This window comes from Salinicola endophyticus (assembly GCF_003206575.1).
Classification (GTDB): Bacteria; Pseudomonadota; Gammaproteobacteria; order Pseudomonadales; family Halomonadaceae; genus Salinicola; species Salinicola endophyticus.
In genome coordinates, this window is record NZ_PZJO01000008.1 from 24099 (window position 1) to 49198 (window position 25100).

The window sequence follows — 25100 nt, forward strand, 5'->3', positions numbered from 1 at the left end:
CATCCCATCCTGTCCCGGCATCTGATTCTTCCCTTCCCACGACCCACTGCCCAGACAGGTGAACGACATGCAAGCCCGCGTGAATTACTACCAGACCTCTCCCCAGGCTGCGCAGAAGTACCTCGATTTCAACATGGCACTGGCGCAGATCGAGGTGATCCAGGAGTTCAAGCATCTGGTGATGCTGCGCGCCTCCCAGCTCAACGGCTGCGCCTTCTGCGTCGACATGCATGCCAAGGAGGCGACGATCGACGGCGAGCGCGAACTCCGTCTCCACCACCTGACCGTGTGGCGAGAATCGGCACTGTTCAGCCCGCGCGAACGGGCCGCCCTGGCCTGGACGGAAACCTTGACCCGGCTGCCCGAGCATGGGGTCGATGACAACACCTACGACGACATGCGCCGCCACTTCTCCGCAGCGGAGCTCTCGGATCTGACCTTTCTGATCGTCGCCATCAACGGCTGGAATCGTCTCAGCATCGCCTTCCAGGCCGTTCCTGGCTCCGCCGACGAGGCCTTCGGGCTGGACAAGGCGGGACTGTGAGCGGCGCAGGGTATCGCGTGCGCTGCCCGGTCAATGGACCACGTTGCGAATGAAGCGCAGCGTACCGGCCCCATCGTTGCGATAGCGATAGGGCTGGTCACTCGGATAGACATGGAAGTCGCCGGCCGGGATGACGATGTCACCCGCTGCCAGTTCGAGCGTCAGCGTGCCCTCGATCACCACCAGCATCTCGTGCCAGCCGTTATCGTCGGCCGCCGATGCGTAGACATCCCCCGGTGCGAGCGACCAGGACCACAGCTCGACCTCCTGACGGGCCGGCTTGCTCGCCAGTAGCCGCGCCCGGCTCTCCGACGAGCGGCCGACCCAGGCCACCTCGTCGATACGCGCGGAGTCTTCGCTGTCAGGCGGCTGGACCAGGGCATAGAACAGCACGCCCAGCGCTTCGGCCAGGCGGTCCAGCGTGCCCAGACTGACGTTGACGTCACCCTTCTCGATATTGACCAGCATGCGCCGACTGACCCCGGCCCGCTCGGCCAGTGCCTGCTGACTCAGGGAGACCGCCTGGCGCAGGCGCCGGACATTGGCAGCCACGTGCACCAGCACGTCGGGGCGCTCGTTAGAGTTGTGCAATATATTGCCCATCCGTACAATCGCGACTCTCGTCCCACACCGCTCACCGTCGAGGCGCTGCGCGGCCAGGTTTGGCGAGCCATCATGCCCGAGCCCCCCTGGAGGTGTCATGTCCGTCGCCACCCATCCCTTCGTCCAGCGCGCCTGGCCGGTCGCCATGCTGGTGGTGGCGATGTGTTCGATACAGAGCGGTGCGGCGGTGGCCAAGACGCTGTTTCCCCAGATCGGCGCCACCGGTACCACCTCGATCCGCCTGATCCTGGCCGCCGGCCTGCTGCTGCTGGTGATGCAGCCCTGGCGACGGCGCATCAGCCGCCGGGCGTGGAAGTCGACGCTGATCTACGGCGTCTCGCTGGGCATCATGAACCTGATGTTCTACCAGGCGCTGGCGCGCATTCCGCTGGGGATCGCGGTGGCGCTGGAGTTCACCGGCCCGCTGGCGGTGGCGATGCTCTCCTCGCGCCGCTGGCTGGATCTGGTGTGGGTGGCATTCGCGGTCAGCGGCCTGATCCTGCTGCTCCTGCTGGGTGACGACCACAGCGGCCCGGTCGATCCGGTCGGTGCGGCCTTCGCCCTGGGTGCCGGGGTGTGCTGGGCGCTGTATATCCTGTTCGGGCAGAAGGCCGGCGCGATCAATGGCGCCCAGAGTGCGACCCTGGGCATCACCATCGCCGCCGTGGTGATCGCCCCGATCGGGCTGATCGAGGTCGGCCCGGCGATCTTCGCCCCCGAGATCCTGCCGTTCGCGCTGGCGGTGGCGGTGCTCTCCACCGCCCTCCCCTACACCCTGGAGATGATCGCCCTGCCACGCCTGCCGACCCAGACCTTCGGCACCCTGATGAGCCTGGAACCGGCGGTGGGCGCGCTCTCCGGTCTGCTGTTCCTGAGCCAGCAGTTGAGCGTGCTGCAGTGGCTGGCGATCGCGCTGGTGATCGTCGCCTCGATCGGAACCACGCTCACCGCCCGCGCCAAGGAGCCGTTCGAAGCGCCGCTGCCCGACTGAACGTGGCGCCAGCACGCCACCGCCGTGCACGAATCTTCCAGACGCGGTGGGGTGGGCGTGGCAGACTGAAGCCGCGTCCACGTCATCCAGGAGGATGAGCATGTCTTCGACCGGGTGGATCGATCTGCAGCGCCACGCTAGCGGTATCGAGACCCTGCGCGCCCACTTCGAGGGCCACGCCTACGATCCCCACTGGCACGACAGCTACCTGGTCGGCTTCACCGAACAGGGCGTGCAGCAATTCCACTGCCGGCGACGGCGCCACGACAGCACCCCGGGGCGGTTGTTTTTCGTCGAGCCCGGCGAGCTCCACGACGGTCACGCGCCGGCCGCGGGCGGGTTCACCTACGCCATGCTCTATCTCGACCCGGCCTGGCTGCAGCGTGAGCTGCGCCAGTTCGGCGATGCCCCGGTCAGCAGCGGAGAACCCGGCTTCCGGCGCACCCTGGCCGACGACCCGGAGCTGGCGCGCCAGGTGGCTGCGGCCTTCAGCGCTCTGCGCATGCCCGGCTGGCAGCTGGCCAAGGAGACGCATCTCGACGCCGTGCTGCGCGGCATGCTGCCCCACCTGGGCTGGCACGAGCGCGCCCTGGGCGACCCACGCCTGCCGCGCACCGCGCGTCTGGCCCGCGACTATCTGCACGCCCACTGCGAGCAGGATATCGGCCTGGAGACGCTCGCCGCCCACTGCGGCGTCGATCGTTTCCGTCTCAGCCGCGCTTTCAAGGCCGCCTTCGGGCTGGCGCCGCACGCCTACCTGGTACAGCTGCGACTCGCCCATGCGCGCCGCTGCCTGGCCGTGGGCGATGCCCCGGCCGAGGTCGCGGCACGCTTCGGCTTCGCCGATCAGAGCCATCTGGGGCGCTGGTTCCGGCGCGCCTACGGCCTCACCCCTGCGGACTACCGTCGTCGCCGCTGAGCGGCCTTGAGTCGATCCACTCCTGTCGACCCGATTCCATCGACCCAACCCTGTCGACTCAACCCTCTCGCCCCGATTCCATCGACTCGACCCCGTAGACCCGAACCGGCCGATCCCGTCACCTCGACCCAACCCCACCGGCCTACCGGCTCTGCTCAGATCTTCCAGACGCGTCAGCCGCGCCAGGCGATAGTCGGGGCTCCCGCTGTCCCATGGAGCCACCCCATGCCGAACTGGTTACCCTTCGCGCTGTTCGCCATCGTCGCCTCGATCACCCCGGGGCCGACCAATCTGCTGATTCTGCACCAGGGGCTGCATCACGGCTTCCGGCGTACCCTGCCGGCGGTCATCGGTGCCAGCCTGGCCGCCGCCACCCTCGTGCTGCTGGTGGGGCTGGGCCTGGGCCAGCTGCTGATCAGCCGGCCCTACGCAAACCTGACCCTGAGCTGGCTGGGCGTCGTCTGGCTGAGCTGGCTGGCATGGCGTCTCTACCACGCCCCGGCACCCTCGACGGAGCGCGCTGAGGGTATGCGAGCGCCGAACTTCGGCGCCAGGCAGGCGGCCATACTGCAGCTGATCAACCCCAAGACCTGGCTGATGGCACTGGCAGTGGTGGGCGTGTTCGCCCCGCATCATGTCACCCCGGTCGCGATCGCGGGCCTGGCAGCGATCTTCGCCACCCTGGCCATGCCCTGCCTGGCAGCCTGGGGGGCGATGGGAGACGGCGCCGCGCGACTGCTGCGCTCTCCGGCGCAGTGGCGGCTATTCAACCGCGCGCTGGCGCTGGTTTTGCTGCTGGTGGCGTGGTGGAGCGTGCTGATGCCGGGCTGAGGCGGTAGGCGGCGAGAAGATGACGAGAGGACAAGCAGTCTGCGGGGTGACAGGAAAGCGCCATGGCGAAACGGCCTCTCAGGCCGCTTGGCGATGGCGCCCCCCTTGGGCATCACGGCCTTTGCGTGAATAGCTGCCCTTGCCCTTCTTGGGGGTCTGCTGCTGCTGGCGAAACTGCGGTGTGCGTAACGCGGCCTTGAGCGCGTTGTCGCGGATCGGCTGACGAGTCATGGAAGCTCCTTGAGGTTCAGGGTGGCTGATCGAAATGCGTGATCAAGATGGAGAAAGCAGCCTGGCAATTCAAGCCTGGTGGTTCGAACCTGCCGGCACCCGATCTCCTGGGAAACGCGCCAACGGCAGGCGCCAAATGCCAACGGCCACCGAGGGTGGCCGTTGACGTCTACCTTGCCGTGCGGGCGGGGCCCGCTATCGCTCAGGCACCGGCGAGATGCTGATAGAGCACCATGCAGCCGATCACGATCATCACCAGACCACCGCCGATCTCGGCGCGCTTGCCGATCAGCGAGCCGATGGCGCGGCCGAGCATGATCCCGATGGTGACCATCAGCGTGGTGGCCAGGCCGATCGCCATCGCCGCGACCAGAATATTGATATCAGCGAAGGCCAGTGTGACGCCGACCGCCATGGCATCGATGCTGGTGGCCAGGGCGGTGGCTGCCACCAGCCAGAACGAACGCCGTGCCGGGACATCCGCGTCTTCCTGAGCCCGCGGGTCGTCGGGCTTGAGTCCGGCCCAGATCATGTGCGAACCGAGACCGGCCAGCAGCACGAAAGCGATCCAGTGATCCCACTCGGAGACGAAATGGGTCGCCGCCAGACCGATGGCCCAACCGATCACCGGGGTGATCGCCTCGATGGTGCCGAAGATCACGCCGATGCGCAGCGCCTCGGGAAATCGCGTGCGCTTGAGCGAGGCGCCCTTGCCGATCGACGCGGCAAAGGCGTCGGTCGACATCGCGAAGGCGAGCAAGACAAGAGATGCGGGATTCATGGCGTCGTCCAGCCGGTAGTTGAACCACGACACCCACCAGGCCCGACTCTGCGCCGCGGGTGTCAATGGTCTCGCCAACCGAGATCGGTGTACGTGCCACGGCCAGGGCCGAGTGTGTTGACACGCACGCCGCTGGACCAAGATCTGCACGCCAGCGACCGGCTACTCCCCAAAGAGACTCAGACTATAGCCATCACCCCGAGCATTTTCAATAAATGATTGAATTTAAAGGGAAAAATACACCACGGTTAATTCATGTCGTCGGCGTTAATCAAGTTCACCCAAGTTGAACTTTGAACATGGGGTTGCGCAACCGCCTCAGCAGCAAGCCGTCAGTACCGTGGCGATCCAGCCGCGCAGCCGTTCCGAGGCGATCTCGCCACGCGAATAGCGCAGGTGACAGGTCAACGTCGCCATGCGCGTATCCCTCAATACCGTCGTCATCGAAGGCGCCGGCTCTCCCCGCCCCGCCTGAGGGCGCCCCACCCGCCCACGACCGCACACGGCTCAGACCGCGTGCACCTCTCGTTCGAGGGCCTGGCGCATCTCGCTATCCAGTGACAGCGCCTGCGCCAGCTGGTCGAGCCACGCCTTCTCCATCGGGTTCTGGTCGTCGATGATCGCCACGCTGGCAAGATAGAGCTCGCGGGCCGCCTGGGGCGAGTCGGCATCGCGCGCGATCGCCTCGGCATCCAGCGGCGCCGACATCTCGCGCTCGACCCAGGCGTGCAGCTCATCATCCGCCCCCAGGGCATCGATCTGCTCGCCCAGGGCGGCGCGCTCGGCGGCGTCGATATGGCCATCGGCGCGCGCCGCCGCGATCATCGCTCGCAGAATCGACAGGCTGCGGGTCTCCTGGCGCTCGCCGGAGAGCTGCTCCAGCGGTTGGTCGGTGGCGGTCGTCGCCTCGGCGGGCGCCGACTTCTGCTCCTGATGCGCCTGCCAGGCTTTCCAGGCCAGGGCGCCCAGGCCGGCCAGCGCGCCGTACTTGATCGCCTTGCCGCCCAGGCTGCGCCCGCGCTTGCTGCCCACCAGCAGGCCCAACGCGCCGCCGCCGAGCAGCGACTTGACGTCGATGCCGTTGCCGCCGGCCTTCTGGCGCTGACCGCTACCCGCCTGCTGCATGAGCTGGGAAAGGATCCGTTGTGCGTTCATCTGCTGTACTCCGCTGCCTGTCGAGAAGAAGTGAGGCCGCCAGCGTGGCCCCCAGCCACGGCGCCGGCCAGGTGTGCCAGTTTGCCGCAGCGACGGGTACTCAAGGCGCTGGCGCAAGCGCCGATAAAGCGTATTCGGCGCCCACGCGAATCGGCGCCGTTCCGGCCGACACCTGCGTGGTGACGCCCGGCACTCGGATACTAAGGGAAGGCAGGTGAACCAAGCATGAAACGTCTCGCAGACATGACCGTGAAGACCAGCTGGCTGCTGGTACTGTTGGCATTCACACTCCTGGTGCTGGGGGTCGCGGGGTTGGCCGCCTACGCCGTCAACACCGATGTCTCGCCGGCCCTGATCAACGCCGGCATTGCCGCCGCGGTGGTGGCGACCCTGGTTCTGGTGGCGATCGTGCTGTGGGGCGTGACGGTCAACGTGATTCGTCCGCTGGAGCGCCTGGTGGCGCACTGCGAGAAGCTCGCCACCGGCGATCTGTCAGTGCCGGTGGAGCGTCGCGGCAACAATGAGATCGGGCGGCTGTTCGCGGCCATGGCGCAGACCCAGAGCCATCTCTCGAGCACCGTCGGCAACGTCCGCAACGCCTGCGACAACGTGCTCGACGGCGCCAGCGGCATCGCCCAGGGCAACACCGACCTCTCCTCGCGCACCGAGCAGCAGGCGGCATCGCTGGAAGAGACCGCTGCCAGCATGGAGCAGCTGACCTCGACCGTGCGCCAGAACGCCGACAACGCGGTCCAGGCGAGCCAGCTGGCGAGCGAGGCCACCGACGTGGCGAATCGCGGTGGCGAGGTGGTCGGCGGCGTGGTGAGCACGATGCACGCGATCAGCGAGAACTCGCGCCAGGCGGTGACGCTGCTCGACGCCATCGACTCGGTGGCGTTCCAGACCAATATCCTCGCCCTCAACGCCTCGGTGGAGGCGGCCCGCGCCGGCGAGCAGGGCCGCGGTTTCGCCGTGGTCGCCAACGAGGTGCAGACACTGGCCAGGCGCTCCGCCGATGCGGCCAAGGCGATCCGCGACCTGATCCAGCGCTCCGCCGAGCGGGTCGAGAGCGGTGCCGCTCTGGCCGACAAGGCCGGCACGACGATGCAGGACATCGTCAACTCGATCACCCGGGTCAGCGAGATCATGCACGAGATCGCGGCGGCCTCGGAGGAGCAGAACCACGGCATCACCCAGGTCAACCAGGCAGTGACCCAGATGGACCAGGTCACCCAGCAGAACGCCGCGCTGGTGCAGCAGGCCGCCAACGCCGCGCGGGCGCTGGAAGAAGAAGCCAACGAGCTGCAGTCGGTGGTCGCGGTGTTCCGCCTCGATGCCAGCGCCGTGGCCAGCCCGCAGCGCCCGCAGGCCGCGCCGCTGCCGGCGGCGAGCGCCAAACCTGCAAGCGCCCAGCCGGCCCGGCGCCGCGAGGCGGAGACCGCCGAGTGGGAAGCGTTCTAGACGCCTCGTCGGCTGAATTCGCTAGTCGATGATCGTGGGCCGCTGCGGCTGGGCATGAAAAGCGAAGGCATCCTCGATGTCGCGGGCGATCGCCCGCGGCGTCGAGAGCGGCGGCAGCGCGTCGGGCGCGAAGTAGGCGGCATCCAGCACTTCGTGCCCGGGGTCCAGCGCGGCGTCGTCGAGCCGCTCGCAGAGGAAGAACAGCTTGTAGAAGTCGAGCACATCCGGCGGATAGGCGTGCCGTGCCTTGTGGCGGATGGCATAGAGCCGCTTGACGCGCACCCGTATCCCGGCCTCCTCCCACACCTCCTTGCAGGTATTGTCCGCGGCCGACACGCCCACCTCGGCATAGCCACCGGGCAAGGTCCAGCGGCTATCCGAACGCTCCTGTACCAGCAGAATGCAACCTTTCTCGATGACCGCCGCGCGCACGTCGATCTTGGGCGTGACATGGCCCTCACGCGGACCCAGCGCCGTGGCGATACGCTCGGGGGTAGCGTCGCCCAGCGCCGCCATCATCTCGCGCGAGAGCGCAGATAACTCCTCGTAACGTTCCCGGTCGAAGGTGTCGCGGCAGTAATGCAGCCCGGTATCGGCGAGCGCGGAAATACGCTTGGCCCAGCTCAGCCATTGATCTTCCATGGGGGTCCATCCTGCGGCGAGTGAAGGTCTCAGACTAGCAAGTGCACTTGTGGCACGCACAAAAAAGCCCTTCCTGAGAAGGGCCTGGTGGTGCGACTCAGGGCGCTGGCGGCGTGCCGGGAGCCGGCGGCGCGTCGGGCGCTGGCGGTGCCGAGGGCGTGCCGGGCGCAGGAGGCGCCGGCGGCGCATCGGGGGCCGGCGGCTGCCCGGCGTGGGGCGGCCGCGGCGGCTGGGTCAGCGCCTCGAAGGCGGTGACCTGGTCCCGGCTCAGCACCTGGGCCAGGGCGCTGTGGCGCTGCTCGATCAGGCGTCTGAAGCGCTCGCCGCGCGGATCGCCAGCTTCGGCGTCAGGCGCGGCATCGGGCCGCTTGAGCTGGTGCAGGCCATCGAAGAAGGTACGCTGGGCGTTGAGCACTTCCGCACGCTGCTGCGGGGCGAGCTGCCAGGTCGCGAACAGCGGCGTGAAGCGCGCCTTCAGGTCGGCGTCCAGGGCCGCCGGATCGTGACCGCGGCGCGGCCCCGGGTGGCGTGGCATCGCCGCTTGCCGTTCCAGCATCAGATAGGCGCGCAGCTGTGCCGGATCCAGCACCTTGGCGAGCTGCTGGCGCTGCTGGTCGAGCAGCGCATCGAGCGCGGCACGGCGCTGCTCAGGAGCCGCCTGGGGGCCATCGCCGCGCAGCTTGTGCAGGCCGTCACGGAAATCAGTATCCGCCCGGGTCAGCGCGGCCTGCTGCTGCTGATCGAGCGACCAGCTGGCGACCACGGCATCCTTCAACGCGGTGGCGTGCGTCGGCTTGGCGCTATGGGGGGCCGGCGGCTGCGGCTGCTCGGGGGGTGCAGCCAGCGCCAGTGGTGACAGTGCGGTGAGGGTAACGGCGAGCGCGAACAGTGACTTGGACCTTGCTTGCATGACGACACGACTCCAGTGGCGCACCGGGATACGGTGCACCCTCACTATCGTCGCACTTCATGCACACAGTGTGCAGCGAGCATGGAAGCTCGACCCCAGACGCGCCAAACCGCCCAGGTGGGGCGGTTTGGCATGAGTCGACCGGAGAGGTTGCCGAGCTTCAGAACGCCCAGTCTTCGTCTTCCGTACTGACCGTCTTGCCGATCACGTAGGAGGAGCCGGAGCCGGAGAAGAAGTCGTGGTTCTCATCGGAACCCGGCGAGAGCGCGGCGAGGATCGCCGGGCTGACGTCGGTGACGCTGGCCGGGAAGAGCGCTTCGAAGCCCAGGTTCATCAACGCCTTGTTGGCGTTGTAGTGGAGGAACTTCTTGACGTCTTCGGTCAGGCCGACATCGTCGTAGAGCGCCTCGGTGTATCTCACCTCGTTGTCGTAGAGCTCGTGGAGCAGCTCATAGGCGTAGATCTTGATCTCTTCCTGGCGCTCCGTCGGCAACTGGGCGAGCTGGCGCTGGAACTTGTAGCCGATGTAGTAGCCGTGGATCGCCTCGTCACGAATGATCAGGCGGATCAGGTCGGCGGTGTTGGTCAGCTTGGCGCGGCTGGACCAGTACATCGGCAGGTAGAAGCCGGAGTAGAACAAAAACGACTCGAGGAAGGTACTGGCGACCTTGCGCATCAGCGGGTCTTCGGCGCGGTAGCGCTCGAGGATCAGCTCCGCCTTCTTCTGCAGGAAGGGGTTCTCCTCGCTCCAGCGGTAGGCGTCGTCGACGTCGCGGGTGGCACACAGCGTCGAGAAGATCGAGCTGTAGGAGCGCGCGTGGACCGACTCCATGAAGCTGATGTTGGTGATCACCGCCTCTTCGTGGGGGGTCACCGCATCCTCGATCAGCGTCGGTGCGCCGACCGTCCCCTGGATGGTGTCGAGCAGGGTGAGACCGGTGAAGACACGAATGGTCAGCTGCTGCTCTTGCTCGGTCAGGGTGTTCCAGGACGGGATGTCGTTGGAGAGCGGAATCTTCTCCGGCAGCCAGAAGTTGCCGGTCAGACGGTTCCAGACCTCCAGGTCCTTGTCATCCTGAAGGCGGTTCCAGTTGATCGCATCGACCCGGCTCAGATGGCGGGCTGCAGAGGTCGCGGGCATATCCATGAGCATGTTCTCGTTCGGTTGACGCCGGCGCGAGCGCCGGCGCGTTCCAACAATTCAGACAGTCGGGCTTAGAGCGTGCAGGAGACGCAACCTTCGACTTCCGTCCCTTCCAGCGCGGCCTGGCGCAGACGAATGTAGTAGATCGTCTTGATGCCTTTGCGCCAGGCGTAGATCTGCGCCTTGTTGACGTCACGCGTGGTCGCGGTGTCGCGGAAGAAGAGCGTCAGCGACAGGCCCTGGTCGACGTGCTGGGTCGCCTCGGCGTAGGTGTCGATGATCTTCTCCGGGCCGAGCTCGTAGGCGTCCTGGTAGTAGGCCTGGTTGTCGTCGGTCAGGTAGGGCGCCGGGTAGTAGACGCGGCCCAGCTTGCCCTCCTTGCGGATCTCGACCTTGGCCGTGACCGGGTGGATGCTCGACGTCGAGTTGTTGATGTAGGAGATCGAACCGGTGGGCGGGATCGCCTGCAGGTTACGGTTGAACAGCCCATGGGCCATCACCGATGCCTTCAACTCGCGCCAGTCGTCCTGGGTCGGGACGTGGATGCCGCTCTTCTCGAACAGCCCGCGCACCTTCTCGGTCTTGGGTTCCCACGCCTGCTCGGTGTACTTGTCGAAGTACTCGCCGCTGGCATAGGTCGACTGCTCGAAGCCGGCGAAGCGCGTGCCACGCTCGATGGCGATGCGGTTGGAGGCACGAATGGCGTGGAACGCCACGGTGTAGAAGTAGATGTTGGTGAAATCCAACCCCTCTTCGCTACCGTAGAAGATACGCTCGCGGGCCAGGTAGCCGTGCAGGTTCATCTGCCCCAGGCCGATCGCGTGGGACTTGGCGTTGCCTTCGGCGATCGACGGCACCGAGGAGATATGGCTCATCTCGGAGACCGCCGTCAGGCCGCGGATCGCGGTCTCCACGGTGGCGCCGAAGTCCGGCGAGTCCATGGTCTTGGCGATGTTGAGCGAGCCCAGGTTGCAGGAGATGTCCTCGCCGATCTGACGATAACCGAGGTCGTCGTCGTACTCGGTCGGGGTGTTGACCTGCAGGATCTCCGAACACAGGTTGGACATGTTGATCCGGCCGTGGATCGGATTGGCGCGATTGACCGTGTCCTCGAACATCAGATACGGGTAGCCGGATTCGAACTGCAGCTCGGCGATGGTCTGGAACAGCTCGCGGGCGTTGATCTTCTTCTTGTGGATACGGCCGTCGTCGACCATCTCGTCGTACTTCTCGGTGATGCTGATGTCACCGAAGGGCACGCCGTAGATGCGCTCCACGTCATAGGGCGAGAACAGGTACATGTCCTCGTTGCGCTTGGCCAGCTCGAAGGTGATGTCCGGCATCACGATACCCAGCGAGAGCGTCTTGATACGGATCTTCTCGTCGGCGTTCTCGCGCTTGGTGTCGAGGAAACGCAGAATGTCCGGGTGGTGGGCGTTGAGATAGACCGCCCCGGCACCCTGACGCGCGCCCAGCTGATTGGCGTAGGAGAAGGCGTCTTCGAGCATCTTCATGATTGGAATGATGCCGGAGGACTGGTTCTCGATGCGCTTGATCGGCGCCCCCGCCTCGCGAATGTTGGAGAGCGAGAACGCCACCCCGCCGCCGCGCTTGGAGAGCTGCAGCGCCGAGTTGATGGAGCGCCCGATGGACTCCATGTTGTCCTCGATGCGCAGCAGGAAGCAGGAGACCAGCTCGCCGCGCTGACGCTTGCCACAGTTGAGGAAGGTCGGGGTAGCCGGCTGGAAACGCCCGTGGATGATCTCTTCGACCAGCTGGCGCGCCAGGGTCTCGTCACCGCGTGCCAGCGACAGTGCGACCATGCACACGCGATCCTCGAAGCGCTCGAGATAGCGCTTGCCGTCGAAGGTCTTGAGCGTGTAGCTGGTGTAGTACTTGAAAGCGCCCAGGAAGCTCTGGAAGCGGAACTTGACCGCATAGGCCTGATCGAACAGCGCCGTGACGAAGGCGAAGTCGTACTGGTCGAGCACTTCCTGCTCGTAGTAGCCCTCTTCCACCAGATAGTCGAGCTTCTCCTTCAGCGAGTGGAAGAACACGGTGTTCTGGTTCACGTGCTGAAGGAAATATTGACGCGCGGCCTCGCGATCCTTGTCGAGCTGCAGACGCCCTTCGGCGTCATACAGGTTCAACATGGCGTTGAGCGCATGGTAGTCGAGCGTCTTGGCATTGTGATCGGCGGGCGATCGCGCTGCCGTCTCTTTTTCTAGGCTGAGCGTTTCCAAAATTCATTCACCCCTGCAAGGACGCGACGGACATCCTCATCGGTGCCCATCAGCTCGAAACGGTAGAGATACGGTACCTGGCACTTCTGCGCGATCACCCGGCCAGCCAGACCGAATGCCGCCCCGAAGTTGGCGTTGCCACCGGCGATGACCCCGCGGATCAGCGACCGGTTGTGCTCATCGTTGAGAAAGCGGATCACCTGCGGCGGTACCGCCGTGCGTGGCTCGCCATCGCCGTAGGTGGGCACGATGAGAATATAAGGTGCTACGACGCGCAGCGGCGGATCATCGCGGTTGAGCGGGATCCGGCTGGCCGGCAGGCCGAGCTTTTCCACGAAGCGTCGCGTGTTGCCTGATTTGGTCGAAAAGTAGACCAGCTCAGCCATGACGACTCCCCTGCGCTTCTGCGCGATTCAGGTCGTGTCGGGTTCGACTGCGGCCTGGAGACTCTCTGCGAGCGCGTGGCGATGCCATGCAGCGGCCGCTCTGCCGCGCTCTCCAGACCGGACCGGCGCGCCTGGCGCGGTCCGTGCCATCCGGGGCGGGCGCCCCGGGAACAACGAATCAGGCGACCAGCGTGCTGATCTTGTCCGGGCGGAAACCGGCCCAATGATCATCACCTGCCACCACGACCGGCACCTGACGGTAACCGAGATCCTGCACACGCTGCATGGCAGCGGCGTCCTGGGTCAGGTCGACCACGGTATAGTCGATCCCTTGTTTGTCCAGCGCGCGATAAGTGGCGTTGCACTGGACGCAAGCGGGTTTGCTATAGATCGTGATGCTCATGATAATCATTACCATCCGTGATAGGGAATAGCGCCCATCGCTGGCCGATGGTGCGGGCCTTGGCGGCGTCTGGACGCCCGTTGCGTGGTGTCCGCCGCCTCTGGAAAAACACTATATATGGTAGCCTGGCGTTTTTCCAAGCATAGATGTGGTTTTTTTCTGTGTATTCCCTGTGGATATTTTCGACCCCTTCGGGAGGGCCCACCGTTGTGCGCCTCACGCCTTGTCAAGGGCCGAAAATTTCTCCCGCGGAGGTGGAAAGCCCTCGAGAACGGCAGAAAAGGGCCTCCAAAAACGTCGAACGCGCCGTTCGACTGGTAGCGAACGGCGCGTTCGGGATACTACATCTGGTAGCGCACTCTCTGGTCGATCCTAGCCGATAGACGCTATCCAATAGACACTATCCAATAGCCCCTGTCTGACAAGCCCGCCCCGGAGAGAGCCGGGGTATTAGACGGAGCCTAGTCCGACTTGATCGCGTGACCGCCAAATTCATTGCGCATCGCGGCGAGCAGCTTGTCACCGAAGGAGTTCTCCTCCCGCGAGCGCAGGCGCTCGAGCAGGGAGAGGGTAATGACCGGCGCGCTGACGTCAAGCTCGAGCGCTTCGGCCACGGTCCAGCGTCCTTCGCCGGAGTCCGAGACGTAGGGCGCGATGCCCTCGAGGGAAGGGTTCTTGTCCAGCGCATCGGCGGTCAGGTCGAGCAGCCATGAACGCACCACACTGCCGTAGCGCCAGATCTCGGCGACCTGGTGCAGGTCGACGCCGAACTCCGCTTTCTTGCTCATGATCGCGAAGCCTTCGGCGTAGGCCTGCATCAGGCCATACTCGATACCGTTGTGGACCATCTTGGTGAAGTGGCCGGCACCGGCAGGACCGACATGCCCCCAGCCCTTGTCCGCCGCCGGCGCCAGGGTCTCGAACAGCGGCGTGAGCGAGTCGACCACGTCGTCCTCGCCGCCGATCATCATGCTGTAGCCCTCGGCGAGCCCCCAGACCCCGCCGCTGGTACCCACATCGACGAAGTGCAGGCCCCGCTCGCCGGCGCGCTCGGCCCGCCGCAGGCTGTCCTGGTAGCGCGAGTTGCCGCCATCGATGACCACATCGTCCGCCGCCAGCAGCGGTTCGAGTTCGGCGAGCAGCTTGTCGACGAGATCCCCCGCCGGCACCATCAGCCACACGATCCGCGGCGACGGCAGCGCCTCGATCGCCGCTGCCAGCGATTCAGCCGGCTCGATGCCCTTGTCCGCCGCCTTGGCGCGCGCCTCCGAGCTCGGATCGGAACCGACCACCCGATGTCCGCCGCGTACCAGCCGTTCGGCCATATTGGCGCCCATGCGCCCCAGCCCCACCATTGCGAGTTCCATGTGACATCCTCCTTCGAGGGTTCGAGCCGCGCCACCGACCTATCGATATCCATGCACTGGGGCACGACGATGAGATGTTTCAGAGCCTAGCGGAAAATCCTCCTGCCGGTGGCGATCACCCGCCTACTAGCCTGCAGAGCGCATCAGATGGCCGGCGATCAGCCGCCGCACCGGCCAGGCGGCTTCACCGGCGCGCAGTATGGCCTTGCGCAGCAGCCGTGCTGGCGGACGTTCATCGGTGTAGAGGCCGACGATCGCCAAGGTGGCGGCGAACAGCGGCCCGGTCGCCAGACGCTGTTCGCGCTGGTAGCGCGCCAGCAGCCGGGGCGCGCCGATATCCTGCCCCGCCTCGCGGGCATCGCCGATCAGCCCGGCGAGACGGCGCACGCCCTCGAGGCCGAGGTTGAAGCCGTGGGCGGTGACCGGATGCATCCCCACCGCGGCATCGCCGAGCAGTGCCTGGCGCGGCCCCACGAAACGCTCGGCGTAGACACTGACCAACGGGTAGCGACGCGCCTCGGCGGCCTGGGTCATCGTCCCCAGACGCCCCTCGAGACGGCGAGTGATTTCGGTTTCGAAGTCGGCCTGGGGCAGCGTCATCAGCGCATCCATCTGCGCCGGCGGCAGGGTCAGCACCACCGACGAGCAGTGGCTGTCCACCGGCAGCAGCGCCAGGGTCTGGCCATGGCCGAACCACTCCCAGGCGGTGAAGTCGTGGGGCTGTGCATGGTGCATGCGGCATACCAGCATGTGCTGGCCGTGCTGATAGGTATGCGCGGGGATGCCCATCGCCCGGCGCGTGGTCGAGAAGCGGCTGTCCGCCGCCACCAGCAGCGCGGCCTCGAGGGTCTCGCCCCCGGCCAGGCGAATCTCGACCCGGGTGTCGTCGGCGCTGGGGGCAAAGGCTTCGACCTCGCTCTCGGTGCGCCACAGCACCTCGGCCCGGGCCTCGGATGCTGCGCTGAGCGCGGCGTGGGCCGCACCACGAATCACCCGATTGGGCACCAGACAGCCGAGCTCGGCGTCCTGCCCCGCACGCGGCGCGATCTGCATGGCGAACAGCGACTGGCCGTCGAAGACCTTGGCGGCACGCATCGTCGCGCGCTCCTCATGGGGTATCCGCGGCCACACGTCGAGCGCCTCGAGGGTCTCCTGCGAGGCTCGCGTCAGCGCGATCTCGCGGCCGTCGCTGGGCGGTGCTTCGAGACTGGCGCGCGGCTGCCGATCGATCAGCAGCGCGCTGACGCCGCGCCGCGACAGCGCGTTGGCGAAGCACAGGCCGATCGGTCCGGCGCCGACGATCGCGACGTCGACCCGCGTGCTGGGGTTGGATCGTTCCATCTCTAGCGCTCCCTACCGTGATGGGGCGTCAAGATAACCAAAAATGGGCCGCGGGTAATCCCGCGGCCGGGCGCGCAGGCGCGACGGAAGCGCGCACCCGACGCCTTGCCACACGGCGAGCGTCAGTACTTGTCGTCGTGAATCCGGGTATGGCCCTGCTTGTCCTTGAACACCTTCTCCTCGAACTCGACCTCGAGGTGCGCATCGCCCTTCTGCTTGAGACGGTGATATTCGAGCCCGCTGAAACTCAGCTCCAGACTGTCGTCGTAGGCGTCGAGCAGACGTTTGAATTCACCCACGGTGATGATCATGACCTCTCCTTTGGCGGTACCCGTGACCGGCGTCCCTATCCGGCCCTCTCATCAGACTAGACCAAGTCATCGCCCTCGGGGTTCCCCTCTGCCCGACAGAAGGCCACGAAACGCTCGAGCAGCGGGCTGCGATACTTGTCGCGATGCAGCACCAGGCTGAACTCGCGGGTCATCTCGAGGCCCACGTCGAGTTCGACCAGACGCCCGTCGCGCAGCGCATGGCGCGCCTCCAGCCGCGACAGGCAGGTCAGCCCCAGGCCCGCTGCGGCGGCATTGATGATCGCCTCGGCGGAGTTGATCTCCAGCCCCGGACGCCACGCCGGCAGCCTCGGGGCGATATAGCGCATGAACTGCTCGCGGGTACCCGAGCCCGGCTCGCGCAGCAGCCACGCCTCCCCCGCCAGGGCCTCGATCTCGAGTGGCCCCGCCGCCGCCAGCGGATGGTCGGCGGCGGCGGTCACCACCAGCCGATCCCGGCGCCAGGGGGTGACGTCGAAGCGCGCATCGGCGACGCGCCCCTCGATCATGCCGATATCCAGCTCGAACGCCTCCAGGGCCGTGCAGATCGCGGCGCTGTTGGCGATGGTGAGCTGCTGCTGATGATGGCCGGTGGCATCGCGGAAGTCGCGCAGCAGGCGTGGCAGCAACTGGTGGCCGATGGTGTAGCTGGCCCCGATGTGCAGCTGGCCCCCCAGCGTGGTGGCGTCATCGAACAGCTGCTCGAGGGTGGCACTACGCGCCAGCAGCTCATCCGCCAGCGGCAGCAACCGACGCCCCTGGTCGTTGAGATAGAGCCGATTGCGGTGGCGGTCGAACAGGGTCCGCCCGCACTGCTTCTCCAGTTCGGCCAGGGCGATACTCAGCGCCGGCTTGCTCAGAGAAAGGCGTTCGGCCGCCGCGGTCAGGGTGCGCTCCCGGGTCACGCTGACGAAGACCTGGAGCTGGCGCAGGGTGATGGCCATGGGATACCTCTTCATCGCGGTGGATGTCTCGGGAGTCGTGTCTGGGTGATCGCGTCTACAGAGCAGGGCAGGCAACTTCGTTAAGTATAATAAAACGCCTGGTGAAGAAAGTTAAAATATATCGATAGCACGAAAAGCCATAAGATGGGCGGCATTCGATCATCCTCACCGTCGAGGTTCCCATGGCGACACGCCTGATGACCCTGCACCAGCGCCTGCAGCACGCCCCCACCCCCATGGCCGGCCTGGCCCTTGGCATCTCGAGTCTGGGCTGGGCGTGGGAGAGCTTCGCCCCGCTGGGCGGCGTGGCACAGGCGAGCGGCGCGCTGATCGCCGCCGTGCTGCTGGCACTGCTCAGTGCCAAGTTCGTGCTCCACCCACGGCTGCTGTGGGCGGACCTGGCGCACCCGGTGGTGGGCAGTGTGGTACCCACCTTCGCCATGGCGACCATGGTGGTATCGAAGGCCGCGGGCACCTGGCTCGCACCAAACCTGGGCGTGGCCCTGTGGCTGGTCGCGGTGGCCCTGCACCTGCTGTTCCTGGTCGCCTTCGTGGTGCATCGGGTGCGCGACTTCGAGCTGCACCACATGGTGCCGGCGTGGTTCGTGCCGCCGGTGGGGATCATCGTCGCCGACGTCGCCTTCCCCGGCGTGGCCGCGCTGCATCCGCTCGCCCTGGGCCTGCTCTCCCTGGGCATGGGCCTCTATGCGGTGCTGCTGCCGGTGATGATCTACCGGCTGATCTTCGCCGCCGAGATCCCCGATCCGGCCAAGCCCACCATCGCGATCATGGCAGCCCCCGCCAGCCTTTCGCTGGCCGGCTACCTGAGCGTGGTCGCCAGCCCCTCGCCGCTGCTGGTGGCGCTGCTCGGCGGCATCGCGGTGCTGATGACGCTGATCATCTACCTGGCCTTCATCAGGCTGCTGCGCCTGCCCTACAGCCCCGGCTACGCCGCCTTCACCTTTCCCATGGTGATCGGCGCCACGGCACTGGTGAAGACCGCGGCCTGGATGCAGCAGGCCGGCTTCCATCACCACGACATCGCCATCGTCCATGGTCTGGCCACACTGGAGATCGTCGTCGCCAGCGTGATCGTCGGCTATGTGGCGCTGCGCTATCTCGGCTTCTATCTGGGTAGCTGGCGCTTGGCCGCGGGCGCCGCCTGAGGCCTGGTATGAAAACTGCCTGCGCCCGGCCAGGTATCGCTCCTGCGGGGTGATCTTTTCGCCACAGGCCGTATGATCGCAGAGAGACCCGACTGCGCGAGGCCGCCCGGCAATGCTTCTCCCCAGCCCCCATGCCGATAGCGACAACTGGACCCTGACCACCCCGGCGGTGCGCTCGCCAAGGGGTGCGGTGGCCGCCCAGCACCGGCTCGCCGCCCGCGCCGGGGCGGCTCAGCTCGATGCCGGCGGCAACGCCGTCGATGCCATCGTCGCCACCGCTTACGCCCTCAACGCCGTCGAGCCGTGGATGTGCGGGCTGGGCGGCTCGGGCTTCATGGTGATCTGGCTGGCCCGGGAGCAGCGCGCCGTGGCGCTCGATTTCCAGGGCACGCTGGCTGAGGCCATCCGTCTCGCCGACTATCCGGTCGACCCCAGCCGGCCGAAGACTCCGATGGGCTTTCCCGGGGTGGTCGACGACGCCAACATCGCAGGCTATCGCTCGATCACCGTGCCCGGCGCCGTGGCCGGGCTCGACCAGGCGCTTACGCGCTTCGGCTCGCGCCCCCGCGCCGAGGTCATGGCACCGGCCATCGCGCTGGCCGAACGCGGCCTTCAGGTCGACTGGTTCACCACCCTGCAGATCGCACTCTGTGCCCGCACTCTGTCCCGCGACCCGACCTCGGCGGCGATCTATCTGCCCGACGGGCATCCGGCCGCGCCCGAGAGCCGCCTGCGCATACCGCAGCTGGCCGACACGCTCACCGAGATCGCCGCCGGCGGCGCCGAGACCTTCTATCGCGGAGAACTGGCAACGAAGATCGTCGCCGACCTCCAGGCCGGCGGCTCACGCCTCTCGCGAGACGATCTGGCAGGCTACACGGTGCGCGAATATACGCCGATGATGGCCGTGCACCGGGGCTATACCCTCTATACCCCCGGGGAGGCCTCGGGCGGGCTGCGCCAGCGCGAGATGCTGGCCCACGCCGAGACCGCGATGCCGGTGCCGCCCGCACGGCCGACCCCGGCGACCTGGGTGGCCTACGCCGAGGCGCTGGAGGCGTGCTGGCGCCAGCACAAGATTCGCACCGGCGTGCTGGCGCCGAGCGCCGGGCATCGCGATCACAGCGACGGCGAGAACGGCGCCTGCACCTCGTCGATGTCCGCGGTGGATGCCGAGGGCAACATGGTCGCGCTCACCTATACCCTGCTCAACCGCTTCGGCTCCGGGGTCACGCTGCCCCAGACCGGCATGCTGATGAACGACAGCGTCAGCTACTTCGACCCGCGCCCCGGCTATCCGACGACCATGGCCGGCGGCAAGCGCATCAACTCGTCGAACATGTGCCCCACGGTGGCGGTGAAGGACGGCAAGGCGCGCTTCTCGGTGGGCGCTTCCGGTGGCAACCTGATCATGCCGGCGGTGACCCAGGTCGCGGCGCTGATGATGGACTTCGGCATGAGCCTGGAAGAAGCCGTGCATCACCCGCGTCTCGACGCCAGCCATCGCGGTTCGATACGCGTCGACCCGCGCCTGGACGCGGCGACGCTGGCCGCGCTGGAGTCACGCTTTGCGCTGGAGATCGCCCAGCAGCGGGTCTTTCCCAAACTCTACGCCTGCGTCTCGGGGGTGGCGCGCGATCCGGCTTCGGGCGAGTGTGTCGGCCTCAGCGACCCCACCCAGCCGATCGGCGGCGGCGCCACGCCGGCGCCGTTCCAGCTCGACCCGCTCGCCGACACCCCGCCGGAGGTACGCCCATGAGCACATCGCCGGAACGCGCCACGATCGTCGTCTCGCTTCCCGATGCAGCCAAGATCGCCTGGTGGATCGACCAGCTCGCGCCGCTGCTGCCCGGCTGGACGCTGCGCCCGGCAGACGATCCCGGCGACCCGGAGGCGGTCCGCTATGCCGTGGTCTGGCGACCCGCCGACGGCACCTTCAAGCCCTTTCCCCATCTCAAGGCGATCGTCTCGCTGGGCGCGGGCATCGATCACGTCCTGGCCGACCGCGAGCTGCCGCCGGGGGTGCCGATCATCCGCACCGTGGGGGCGGACCTGACCCAGCGCATGCGCGAGTACGTGGCGCTGCACGTGCTGCGCCACCACCGTCAGATGCCACTGATCGCCGCCAACCAGCGCCAGCAGCGCTGGGCGCAGCAGGTGGTGCCGCCGGCCACCCGGCGCCGTGTCGGCGTCATGGGCCTCGGCAATCTCGGCGCCAGCGCCGCCGCCACCCTGGTCGGGCTCGGTTTCGAGACGCTGGGCTGGGCACGCACGCCGCGCCCGCTGGAGGGCGTGGAGGTCCATGCCGGCCCGGCGGGGCTGGCCTCCTTTCTGGCGCGCTGCGAGATCCTGGTGTGTCTGCTGCCGCTGACGCCCGCCACCGAGAACATCCTCGACGCCGCGCTGTTCGCCAGGCTGCCCCGCGGCGCCAGCCTGATCAACGCCGGGCGTGGCCCGCATCTGGTCGAGGAAGACCTGCTCGCTGCGCTCGCCAGCGGCCAGTTGCGCCACGCCACCCTCGATGTCTTCCGCCAGGAGCCGCTCCCCCAGGCGCATCCGTTCTGGCACCACCCGGACATCACCGTGACGCCCCACGTCGCTTCGCTGATCGACCCGGAGAGCGGCAGCCGCATCGTCGCCGCCAATATCCAGCACTTCGAGACCCACGGCGAGGTCGCCGATCTCGCCGATGCCGCACGTGGCTACTGAAAGGCGTTCGAGTTGCTAAACTGCCTGTACACAAGATCATCATCGACACTCTATCCACAGCCGCACGCCGAGGGGTTTCATGGCCGACAACCGCAGCTCCGACACAGCGTCGTCCGCCAAGGGCGCGTCCGGGAAACAGAGCAAGAGCCAGGGCGAGAACACCGCCAGCCGGCGTAACATCAAGTCCTGGCTGACCGACATGGATGGCGTTCTGGTCCATGAGAACAAGGCGATCCCCGGTGCCGCCGAGCTGATCAATCAGTGGCGCGAGCGCGAGATTCCCTTCCTGGTATTGACCAACAACTCCATCTACACGCCGCGCGACCTCAGCGCCCGGCTGCAGCACAGCGGCATCGAGGTGCCGGAGGAGCGCATCTGGACCTCGGCGCTGGCCACCGCGGCCTTCCTGCGCGATCAGGCCCCGGGCAGCTCGGCCTTCGTCGTCGGCGAGGCGGGCCTGCTCACCGCGATCCACGAAGCCGGCTTCATCATGACCGACACCAAGCCCGACTACGTGGTGCTCGGCGAGACCCGCTCCTACTCCTTCGAGGCGATCACCAAGGCGATCCGCCTGATCCGGGATGGCGCGCGCTTCATCTGCACCAACCCGGACGCCACCGGTCCCAGTGCCGAAGGCGTGCTGCCGGCGACCGGCGCCGTGGCCGCGTTGATCACCGAGGCGACCGGGCGCAAGCCGTACATCGTCGGCAAGCCCAATCCGATGATGTTCCGCTCGGCGCTCAACAAGCTCGGGGTGCACTCGGATGGCACCGGCATGATCGGCGACCGCATGGACACCGATATCGTCGCCGGCATCGAGGCAGGCATGCACACCGTGCTGGTGCTCAGCGGCATCGCCGACAAATCGGAGATCGAAAGCTACCCGTTCCGGCCCAAGGAGATCCTCGCCTCGGTGGCCGAGCTGGTGGACAAGTAGCGGCCGACAAGTCACGCCCGCCCCGGGCTCGCCGCTCAACGAGTGGCGAGCGTCTCGCCCAGCAGCCGGCCATTCTCCAGGCAGTCGCCCACGGCGATACCGCCACGCCAGTTGCCGCCCAGGTGCAGCCCGGGGTGACGTGCCAGTGCGGCGTCGAGCCGTGCCAGCCGTTCGCCATGGCCGAGTTCGTACTGCGGGATTGCCTGCGGCCAGCGCACCATCCGCCGCCATACCGGCTCACCGCGGATACCCAGGATATCGCTCAGGTCGGCCTGCACGCGCTGACTGAGGGTGTCATCGTCGCCCGCCGCGGCCTCGGGGTCCTGGCGGCCGCCGATGAAGACGTTGAGCAGCTTGTGCCCGCAGGGGGCGCGGCCGGGAAAGAGCGTGGAGGGGAACAGCGCGCCCAGCGTCTGGCGCCCTTCGGCCCGCGGGATGAGCACGCCGAAGCCATCCAGCGGATGGTCGATATCGGCATCGCGAAAGCCGAGCGCCACGGCGTTGACCGGCGGATAGGCGATCGCCGAAAGCGGCTCGGCCAGCGCCGGATCGAGCGCCTCGAGCCAGCTCGCCGCCAGCGGCGCCGGCACCGCCAGCAGTAATTGCCGCCCACGCCATTCCCGTCCATCGCGGGCCGTCGCCACCCAACCCTCGCCATCGCGACGCACGCCGACGATCTCGCACTCGGTCTCGAGGGTGGCACTCGGCCTTGCCGTGATGCACTCGGCCAGACGCTCGGCCAGACGCGCAAGACCCTCGGGGAAGTTGACCAGCTGGCCGCGCCAGTCGGCCGGCACGGGCGAGGGCTCGCGCCGGCTCTGGCGCAGGCGCTTGAGACCACCGAGGATCAGCGAGCGGTGCTCGCGCTCGATCGCGGCCAGGCGCGGCATCGCCGCCTGCACCGAGAGCTTGGCCGGATCCCCGGCATAGACCCCGGAGACGAAGGGATCGACCATGCGCTGGAGCACGCGCCGGCCAAGACGTCGCTCGACGAACGCCGCCAGTGACTCCTCCGCCTGGCGCCCACGCGGCAGCAACGGCTCACGCAGCAGGCGTGCCCAGCCACGCCAACCGATGATCGGGCTGGTCAGCGCCTCGACCGGTGTCATCGGCAGGGCCACCGGCTTGCCGTCGAGCACCACATAGCGCTTGTTGGCAATACGGTTGGCCGGCTGCGCCTCACCCAGGAGATCGAGCTCATCGAGCAGGGCGTAGAGCGGCGGCTTCATGATCACGGTATTGGGGCCGTGTTCGATCTGCCACTCGCCGTCGCGCTCGCTGGCGATGTTGCCGCCGACGCGCGCGCCGGCTTCGAGCAGCGTCACCCGTCGGTCCTGCTTGGCCAGAGCCCAGGCAGCGGCGAGGCCAGTGGCCCCGGCACCGACGATCAGGGTGTCGGAGGGCGCTTCATGTGGGTCGGCAGGCGTGTCGGCCGGGAGGTCTGGAGCATGGCTGGTCATGGGAGCTCGCGCGGGAGAGTGTCATGAGAAGTTTACGCAGACATCGTTCGCCCCGCATCCAGCCGGCGTGCGGCGTCTTGCCGCCACGCCGGCCGGCAGGAACGCTCACCCGCCGGACTCATTCACTGGGCCCACTCGCAGGGCCCAGTCGCAGGGCTTACTGGTCTGGCACGCCCGGATGACAGCCGGGCGCCGCGACATACAGGTCGCAGTCCGGCATCACCGCGTTCTCCGTGTGCGGCGTGCCCTTCGGCGCCCAGTCATAATCCACCAACTGCGCACGGTAGACCTGGTTGGTGACGTAATCGTCGCCCGGCATCGACTTGCCGAAGAACGGACTCACGTACTCCCACACGATCTCGCCTGCCGGCGTGACCTGGAACAGGCGGCCATCCTGGCCCTCGTCGATCAGCGTATTGCCGTTGGGCAGACGCCGCGCGCTCGAGATGAACGAGCTGTAGAAGGTGTAGGGCGAGCGCCCCGACATGCTGCCGGTGTACTGCCACACGATCTTGCCGCTGCTCGGATTCACCTCGATCACGCGGGAGGAGGAGAAGAACCCCTGCTTCGATGGCGGGAAGCCGGCATTGCCCTGATTGTCGAAGATCAGCAGATTGCCGGCCCCCGGCAGACCCTCGGGGATGAGGTGGACATCGTGGGCCCCCACGGTCTGATCCACGGGGCGGCCAAGCTTGCCATTGAGCTGCAGTGCCGGCAGGTCGGGGCCGAGACGCCAGACGATCTCGCCGCTCTGACGGTCGACGATGAACGTGATGTTGGCGTTGCGCGAATTGACCAGGATATTGTCCGGCGCGAAGCGCTTGTCACCGGCGTCGTACCAGCGATTGGGCCCTAGCGGTACGGCGGTGTTCAGATGCAGGAAGTCGGGGTCCCCGGAATCCTTGAGCGCGCGCAGGCCGGCATCGGAAAAGCCCATCTCGTCGAGATGATCGCCGGCCTTCCATGCCCACACCACCTGGCCCTGTTGGTCGACCTCCTCGATGGCGTTATCGATGATCGGATAATCGAAACCGTTGAGCTCGCGTGTCTCGGCGGTCATCACCAGGTTGTTGCCGTTGGGCAGCCGGCGCATGTCATGATGCTGGTAGACCGGATGCTGCTGGCTGCCCCACTGCCACACCACGTCGCCGTCCCAATCCACCTCGGCCACGGAGGCGTTGGTGAGACCGTTGCCGGGGCTGGCGTGCTCGGGGAGCTTGTCGACCCGTGCCGACTGCACCAGCAGATGCCCTTGCTCGCCGCCGGCCTGCTCGGCGGAAAGCGGGATCGGCGGGAAGCTCTCATAGTCCCAACGGTGCACTTCGTTGCCGTTCATATCGATCAGGTGGGTCTTGCGATCGCCGCCAGGGAACAGCACGAAGCCGTTGTAGGCCCGCTTGGGATCGTAGTAGGTCGTGCCGGTGGGAAAACTGCTGGGCAAGGCCAGCACCGTGGTCGCCGAGGCCATCAGCCAGGCACCCATCACTACCGACACGGCTTTGCTCCGTGACACCATCGCTCGTCGCTCCTTCGTCGAGTCTCGCCCTGTGCGGGCCTGGCCGGCATGACAGCCTGCCGGCGCACCTTGTCTGGCCGGTGAGCA

Annotated in this window: 25 protein-coding genes and 1 riboswitch; of the genes, 9 read left to right on the forward strand and 16 right to left on the reverse strand. The window is 67.0% G+C overall.

Going from position 1 to position 25100, the window contains the following annotated elements; all coding sequences use genetic code 11:
• Positions 1–67: 67 nt before the first annotated feature.
• On the forward strand, positions 68–544 hold the full coding sequence (locus DOM66_RS15755; protein ID WP_110690830.1) for a carboxymuconolactone decarboxylase family protein: 477 nt from the start codon (positions 68–70) through the stop codon (positions 542–544).
• A 30-nt stretch (positions 545–574) separates the two neighbouring features.
• Here the strand turns inward: DOM66_RS15755 and DOM66_RS15760 are convergent, their stop codons facing one another.
• On the reverse strand, positions 575–1135 hold the full coding sequence (locus tag DOM66_RS15760; RefSeq protein ID WP_245392462.1) for a helix-turn-helix domain-containing protein: 561 nt from the start codon (positions 1133–1135) through the stop codon (positions 575–577).
• A 109-nt stretch (positions 1136–1244) separates the two neighbouring features.
• On the opposite strand from DOM66_RS15760, the gene rhtA reads away from it, so the two are divergent.
• The 3 genes from rhtA to DOM66_RS15775 all read left to right on the forward strand — a co-directional run bounded on the left by rhtA (position 1245) and on the right by DOM66_RS15775 (position 3888).
• Positions 1245–2138 carry a threonine/homoserine exporter RhtA gene (rhtA, locus tag DOM66_RS15765; RefSeq protein ID WP_110678474.1) on the forward strand — a complete coding sequence of 298 codons (894 nt, stop codon included), beginning with the start codon at positions 1245–1247 and terminating at the stop codon, positions 2136–2138.
• Positions 2139–2238: 100 nt separating this feature from the next.
• The gene (locus tag DOM66_RS15770) at positions 2239–3057 is read left to right on the forward strand and encodes an AraC family transcriptional regulator (protein WP_110690831.1); all 819 of its coding nucleotides are present in this window, start codon (positions 2239–2241) and stop codon (positions 3055–3057) included.
• Positions 3058–3282: 225 nt separating this feature from the next.
• Complete coding sequence (locus tag DOM66_RS15775; protein ID WP_110690832.1) at positions 3283–3888, forward strand: LysE family translocator; 606 nt, start codon at positions 3283–3285, stop codon at positions 3886–3888.
• A 78-nt stretch (positions 3889–3966) separates the two neighbouring features.
• Here the strand turns inward: DOM66_RS15775 and arfA are convergent, their stop codons facing one another.
• The 3 genes from arfA to DOM66_RS15790 form a co-directional block, all read right to left on the reverse strand.
• Positions 3967–4119, reverse strand: coding sequence for an alternative ribosome rescue factor ArfA (gene arfA, locus DOM66_RS15780; RefSeq protein ID WP_110690833.1), 153 nt, complete (start codon positions 4117–4119; stop codon positions 3967–3969).
• A 202-nt stretch (positions 4120–4321) separates the two neighbouring features.
• Complete coding sequence (gene mntP / locus DOM66_RS15785; RefSeq protein WP_110678636.1) at positions 4322–4900, reverse strand: manganese efflux pump MntP; 579 nt, start codon at positions 4898–4900, stop codon at positions 4322–4324.
• A gap of 22 nt (positions 4901–4922) precedes the next feature.
• A riboswitch (yybP-ykoY riboswitch) is annotated at positions 4923–5083 on the reverse strand.
• A 324-nt stretch (positions 5084–5407) separates the two neighbouring features.
• Complete coding sequence (locus DOM66_RS15790; RefSeq protein ID WP_110690834.1) at positions 5408–6055, reverse strand: tellurite resistance TerB family protein; 648 nt, start codon at positions 6053–6055, stop codon at positions 5408–5410.
• 225 nt (positions 6056–6280) lie between these two features.
• Between DOM66_RS15790 and DOM66_RS15795 the strand changes: the two genes are divergently transcribed.
• Positions 6281–7516: a methyl-accepting chemotaxis protein gene (locus DOM66_RS15795; protein ID WP_110690835.1), complete on the forward strand. Its 1236-nt coding sequence runs from the start codon at positions 6281–6283 to the stop codon at positions 7514–7516.
• Positions 7517–7537: 21 nt separating this feature from the next.
• Here the strand turns inward: DOM66_RS15795 and DOM66_RS15800 are convergent, their stop codons facing one another.
• From DOM66_RS15800 to DOM66_RS15850, 10 genes are all read right to left on the reverse strand, one after another.
• Positions 7538–8158, reverse strand: a complete 621-nt coding sequence (locus DOM66_RS15800; protein WP_110690836.1) for an NUDIX hydrolase — start codon at positions 8156–8158, stop codon at positions 7538–7540.
• Between the two features lie 97 nt (positions 8159–8255).
• The gene (locus DOM66_RS19760) at positions 8256–9068 is read right to left on the reverse strand and encodes a hypothetical protein (RefSeq protein WP_188115202.1); all 813 of its coding nucleotides are present in this window, start codon (positions 9066–9068) and stop codon (positions 8256–8258) included.
• Positions 9069–9228: 160 nt separating this feature from the next.
• Positions 9229–10209, reverse strand: coding sequence for a class 1b ribonucleoside-diphosphate reductase subunit beta (gene nrdF, locus DOM66_RS15815; protein WP_110690889.1), 981 nt, complete (start codon positions 10207–10209; stop codon positions 9229–9231).
• 74 nt (positions 10210–10283) lie between these two features.
• Complete coding sequence (nrdE, locus tag DOM66_RS15820) at positions 10284–12455, reverse strand: class 1b ribonucleoside-diphosphate reductase subunit alpha (protein ID WP_232825312.1); 2172 nt, start codon at positions 12453–12455, stop codon at positions 10284–10286.
• The gene (gene nrdI, locus DOM66_RS15825) at positions 12437–12841 is read right to left on the reverse strand and encodes a class Ib ribonucleoside-diphosphate reductase assembly flavoprotein NrdI (protein WP_110678494.1); all 405 of its coding nucleotides are present in this window, start codon (positions 12839–12841) and stop codon (positions 12437–12439) included. The genes nrdE and nrdI overlap by 19 nt, the downstream gene beginning before the upstream one ends.
• A gap of 178 nt (positions 12842–13019) precedes the next feature.
• Entirely contained in the window at positions 13020–13244 is a 225-nt protein-coding gene (gene nrdH / locus DOM66_RS15830; protein WP_035475161.1) for a glutaredoxin-like protein NrdH, read from the reverse strand.
• 461 nt (positions 13245–13705) lie between these two features.
• On the reverse strand, positions 13706–14611 hold the full coding sequence (gene gnd / locus DOM66_RS15835; RefSeq protein ID WP_110690838.1) for a phosphogluconate dehydrogenase (NAD(+)-dependent, decarboxylating): 906 nt from the start codon (positions 14609–14611) through the stop codon (positions 13706–13708).
• A 126-nt stretch (positions 14612–14737) separates the two neighbouring features.
• A complete protein-coding gene (gene ubiM / locus DOM66_RS15840; protein ID WP_110690839.1) occupies positions 14738–15952 on the reverse strand; it encodes a 5-demethoxyubiquinol-8 5-hydroxylase UbiM in 1215 nt (404 codons plus the stop codon).
• 122 nt (positions 15953–16074) lie between these two features.
• On the reverse strand, positions 16075–16263 hold the full coding sequence (locus DOM66_RS15845) for a hypothetical protein (protein ID WP_110678500.1): 189 nt from the start codon (positions 16261–16263) through the stop codon (positions 16075–16077).
• Positions 16264–16319: 56 nt separating this feature from the next.
• On the reverse strand, positions 16320–17225 hold the full coding sequence (locus DOM66_RS15850) for a LysR substrate-binding domain-containing protein (protein WP_110678502.1): 906 nt from the start codon (positions 17223–17225) through the stop codon (positions 16320–16322).
• 182 nt (positions 17226–17407) lie between these two features.
• Between DOM66_RS15850 and DOM66_RS15855 the strand changes: the two genes are divergently transcribed.
• From DOM66_RS15855 to DOM66_RS15870, 4 genes are all read left to right on the forward strand, one after another.
• Positions 17408–18391, forward strand: coding sequence for a TDT family transporter (locus DOM66_RS15855; RefSeq protein ID WP_245392463.1), 984 nt, complete (start codon positions 17408–17410; stop codon positions 18389–18391).
• A 112-nt stretch (positions 18392–18503) separates the two neighbouring features.
• Positions 18504–20150 carry a gamma-glutamyltransferase family protein gene (locus tag DOM66_RS15860; RefSeq protein ID WP_110690840.1) on the forward strand — a complete coding sequence of 549 codons (1647 nt, stop codon included), beginning with the start codon at positions 18504–18506 and terminating at the stop codon, positions 20148–20150.
• Positions 20147–21100 (forward strand): 2-hydroxyacid dehydrogenase, encoded by a 954-nt coding sequence (locus DOM66_RS15865; RefSeq protein ID WP_110690841.1) that lies wholly within the window; start codon positions 20147–20149, stop codon positions 21098–21100. The genes DOM66_RS15860 and DOM66_RS15865 overlap by 4 nt, the downstream gene beginning before the upstream one ends.
• A 79-nt stretch (positions 21101–21179) precedes the next feature.
• Positions 21180–22037: an HAD-IIA family hydrolase gene (locus DOM66_RS15870; protein WP_110678508.1), complete on the forward strand. Its 858-nt coding sequence runs from the start codon at positions 21180–21182 to the stop codon at positions 22035–22037.
• A 35-nt stretch (positions 22038–22072) separates the two neighbouring features.
• On the opposite strand, the gene hemG is transcribed toward DOM66_RS15870, so the two are convergent.
• Both hemG and DOM66_RS15880 read right to left on the reverse strand, forming a co-directional pair.
• The gene (gene hemG / locus DOM66_RS15875; RefSeq protein ID WP_110690842.1) at positions 22073–23497 is read right to left on the reverse strand and encodes a protoporphyrinogen oxidase; all 1425 of its coding nucleotides are present in this window, start codon (positions 23495–23497) and stop codon (positions 22073–22075) included.
• Positions 23498–23654: 157 nt separating this feature from the next.
• On the reverse strand, positions 23655–24992 hold the full coding sequence (locus DOM66_RS15880) for an aryl-sulfate sulfotransferase (RefSeq protein ID WP_223162025.1): 1338 nt from the start codon (positions 24990–24992) through the stop codon (positions 23655–23657).
• Positions 24993–25100: the final 108 nt, after the last annotated feature.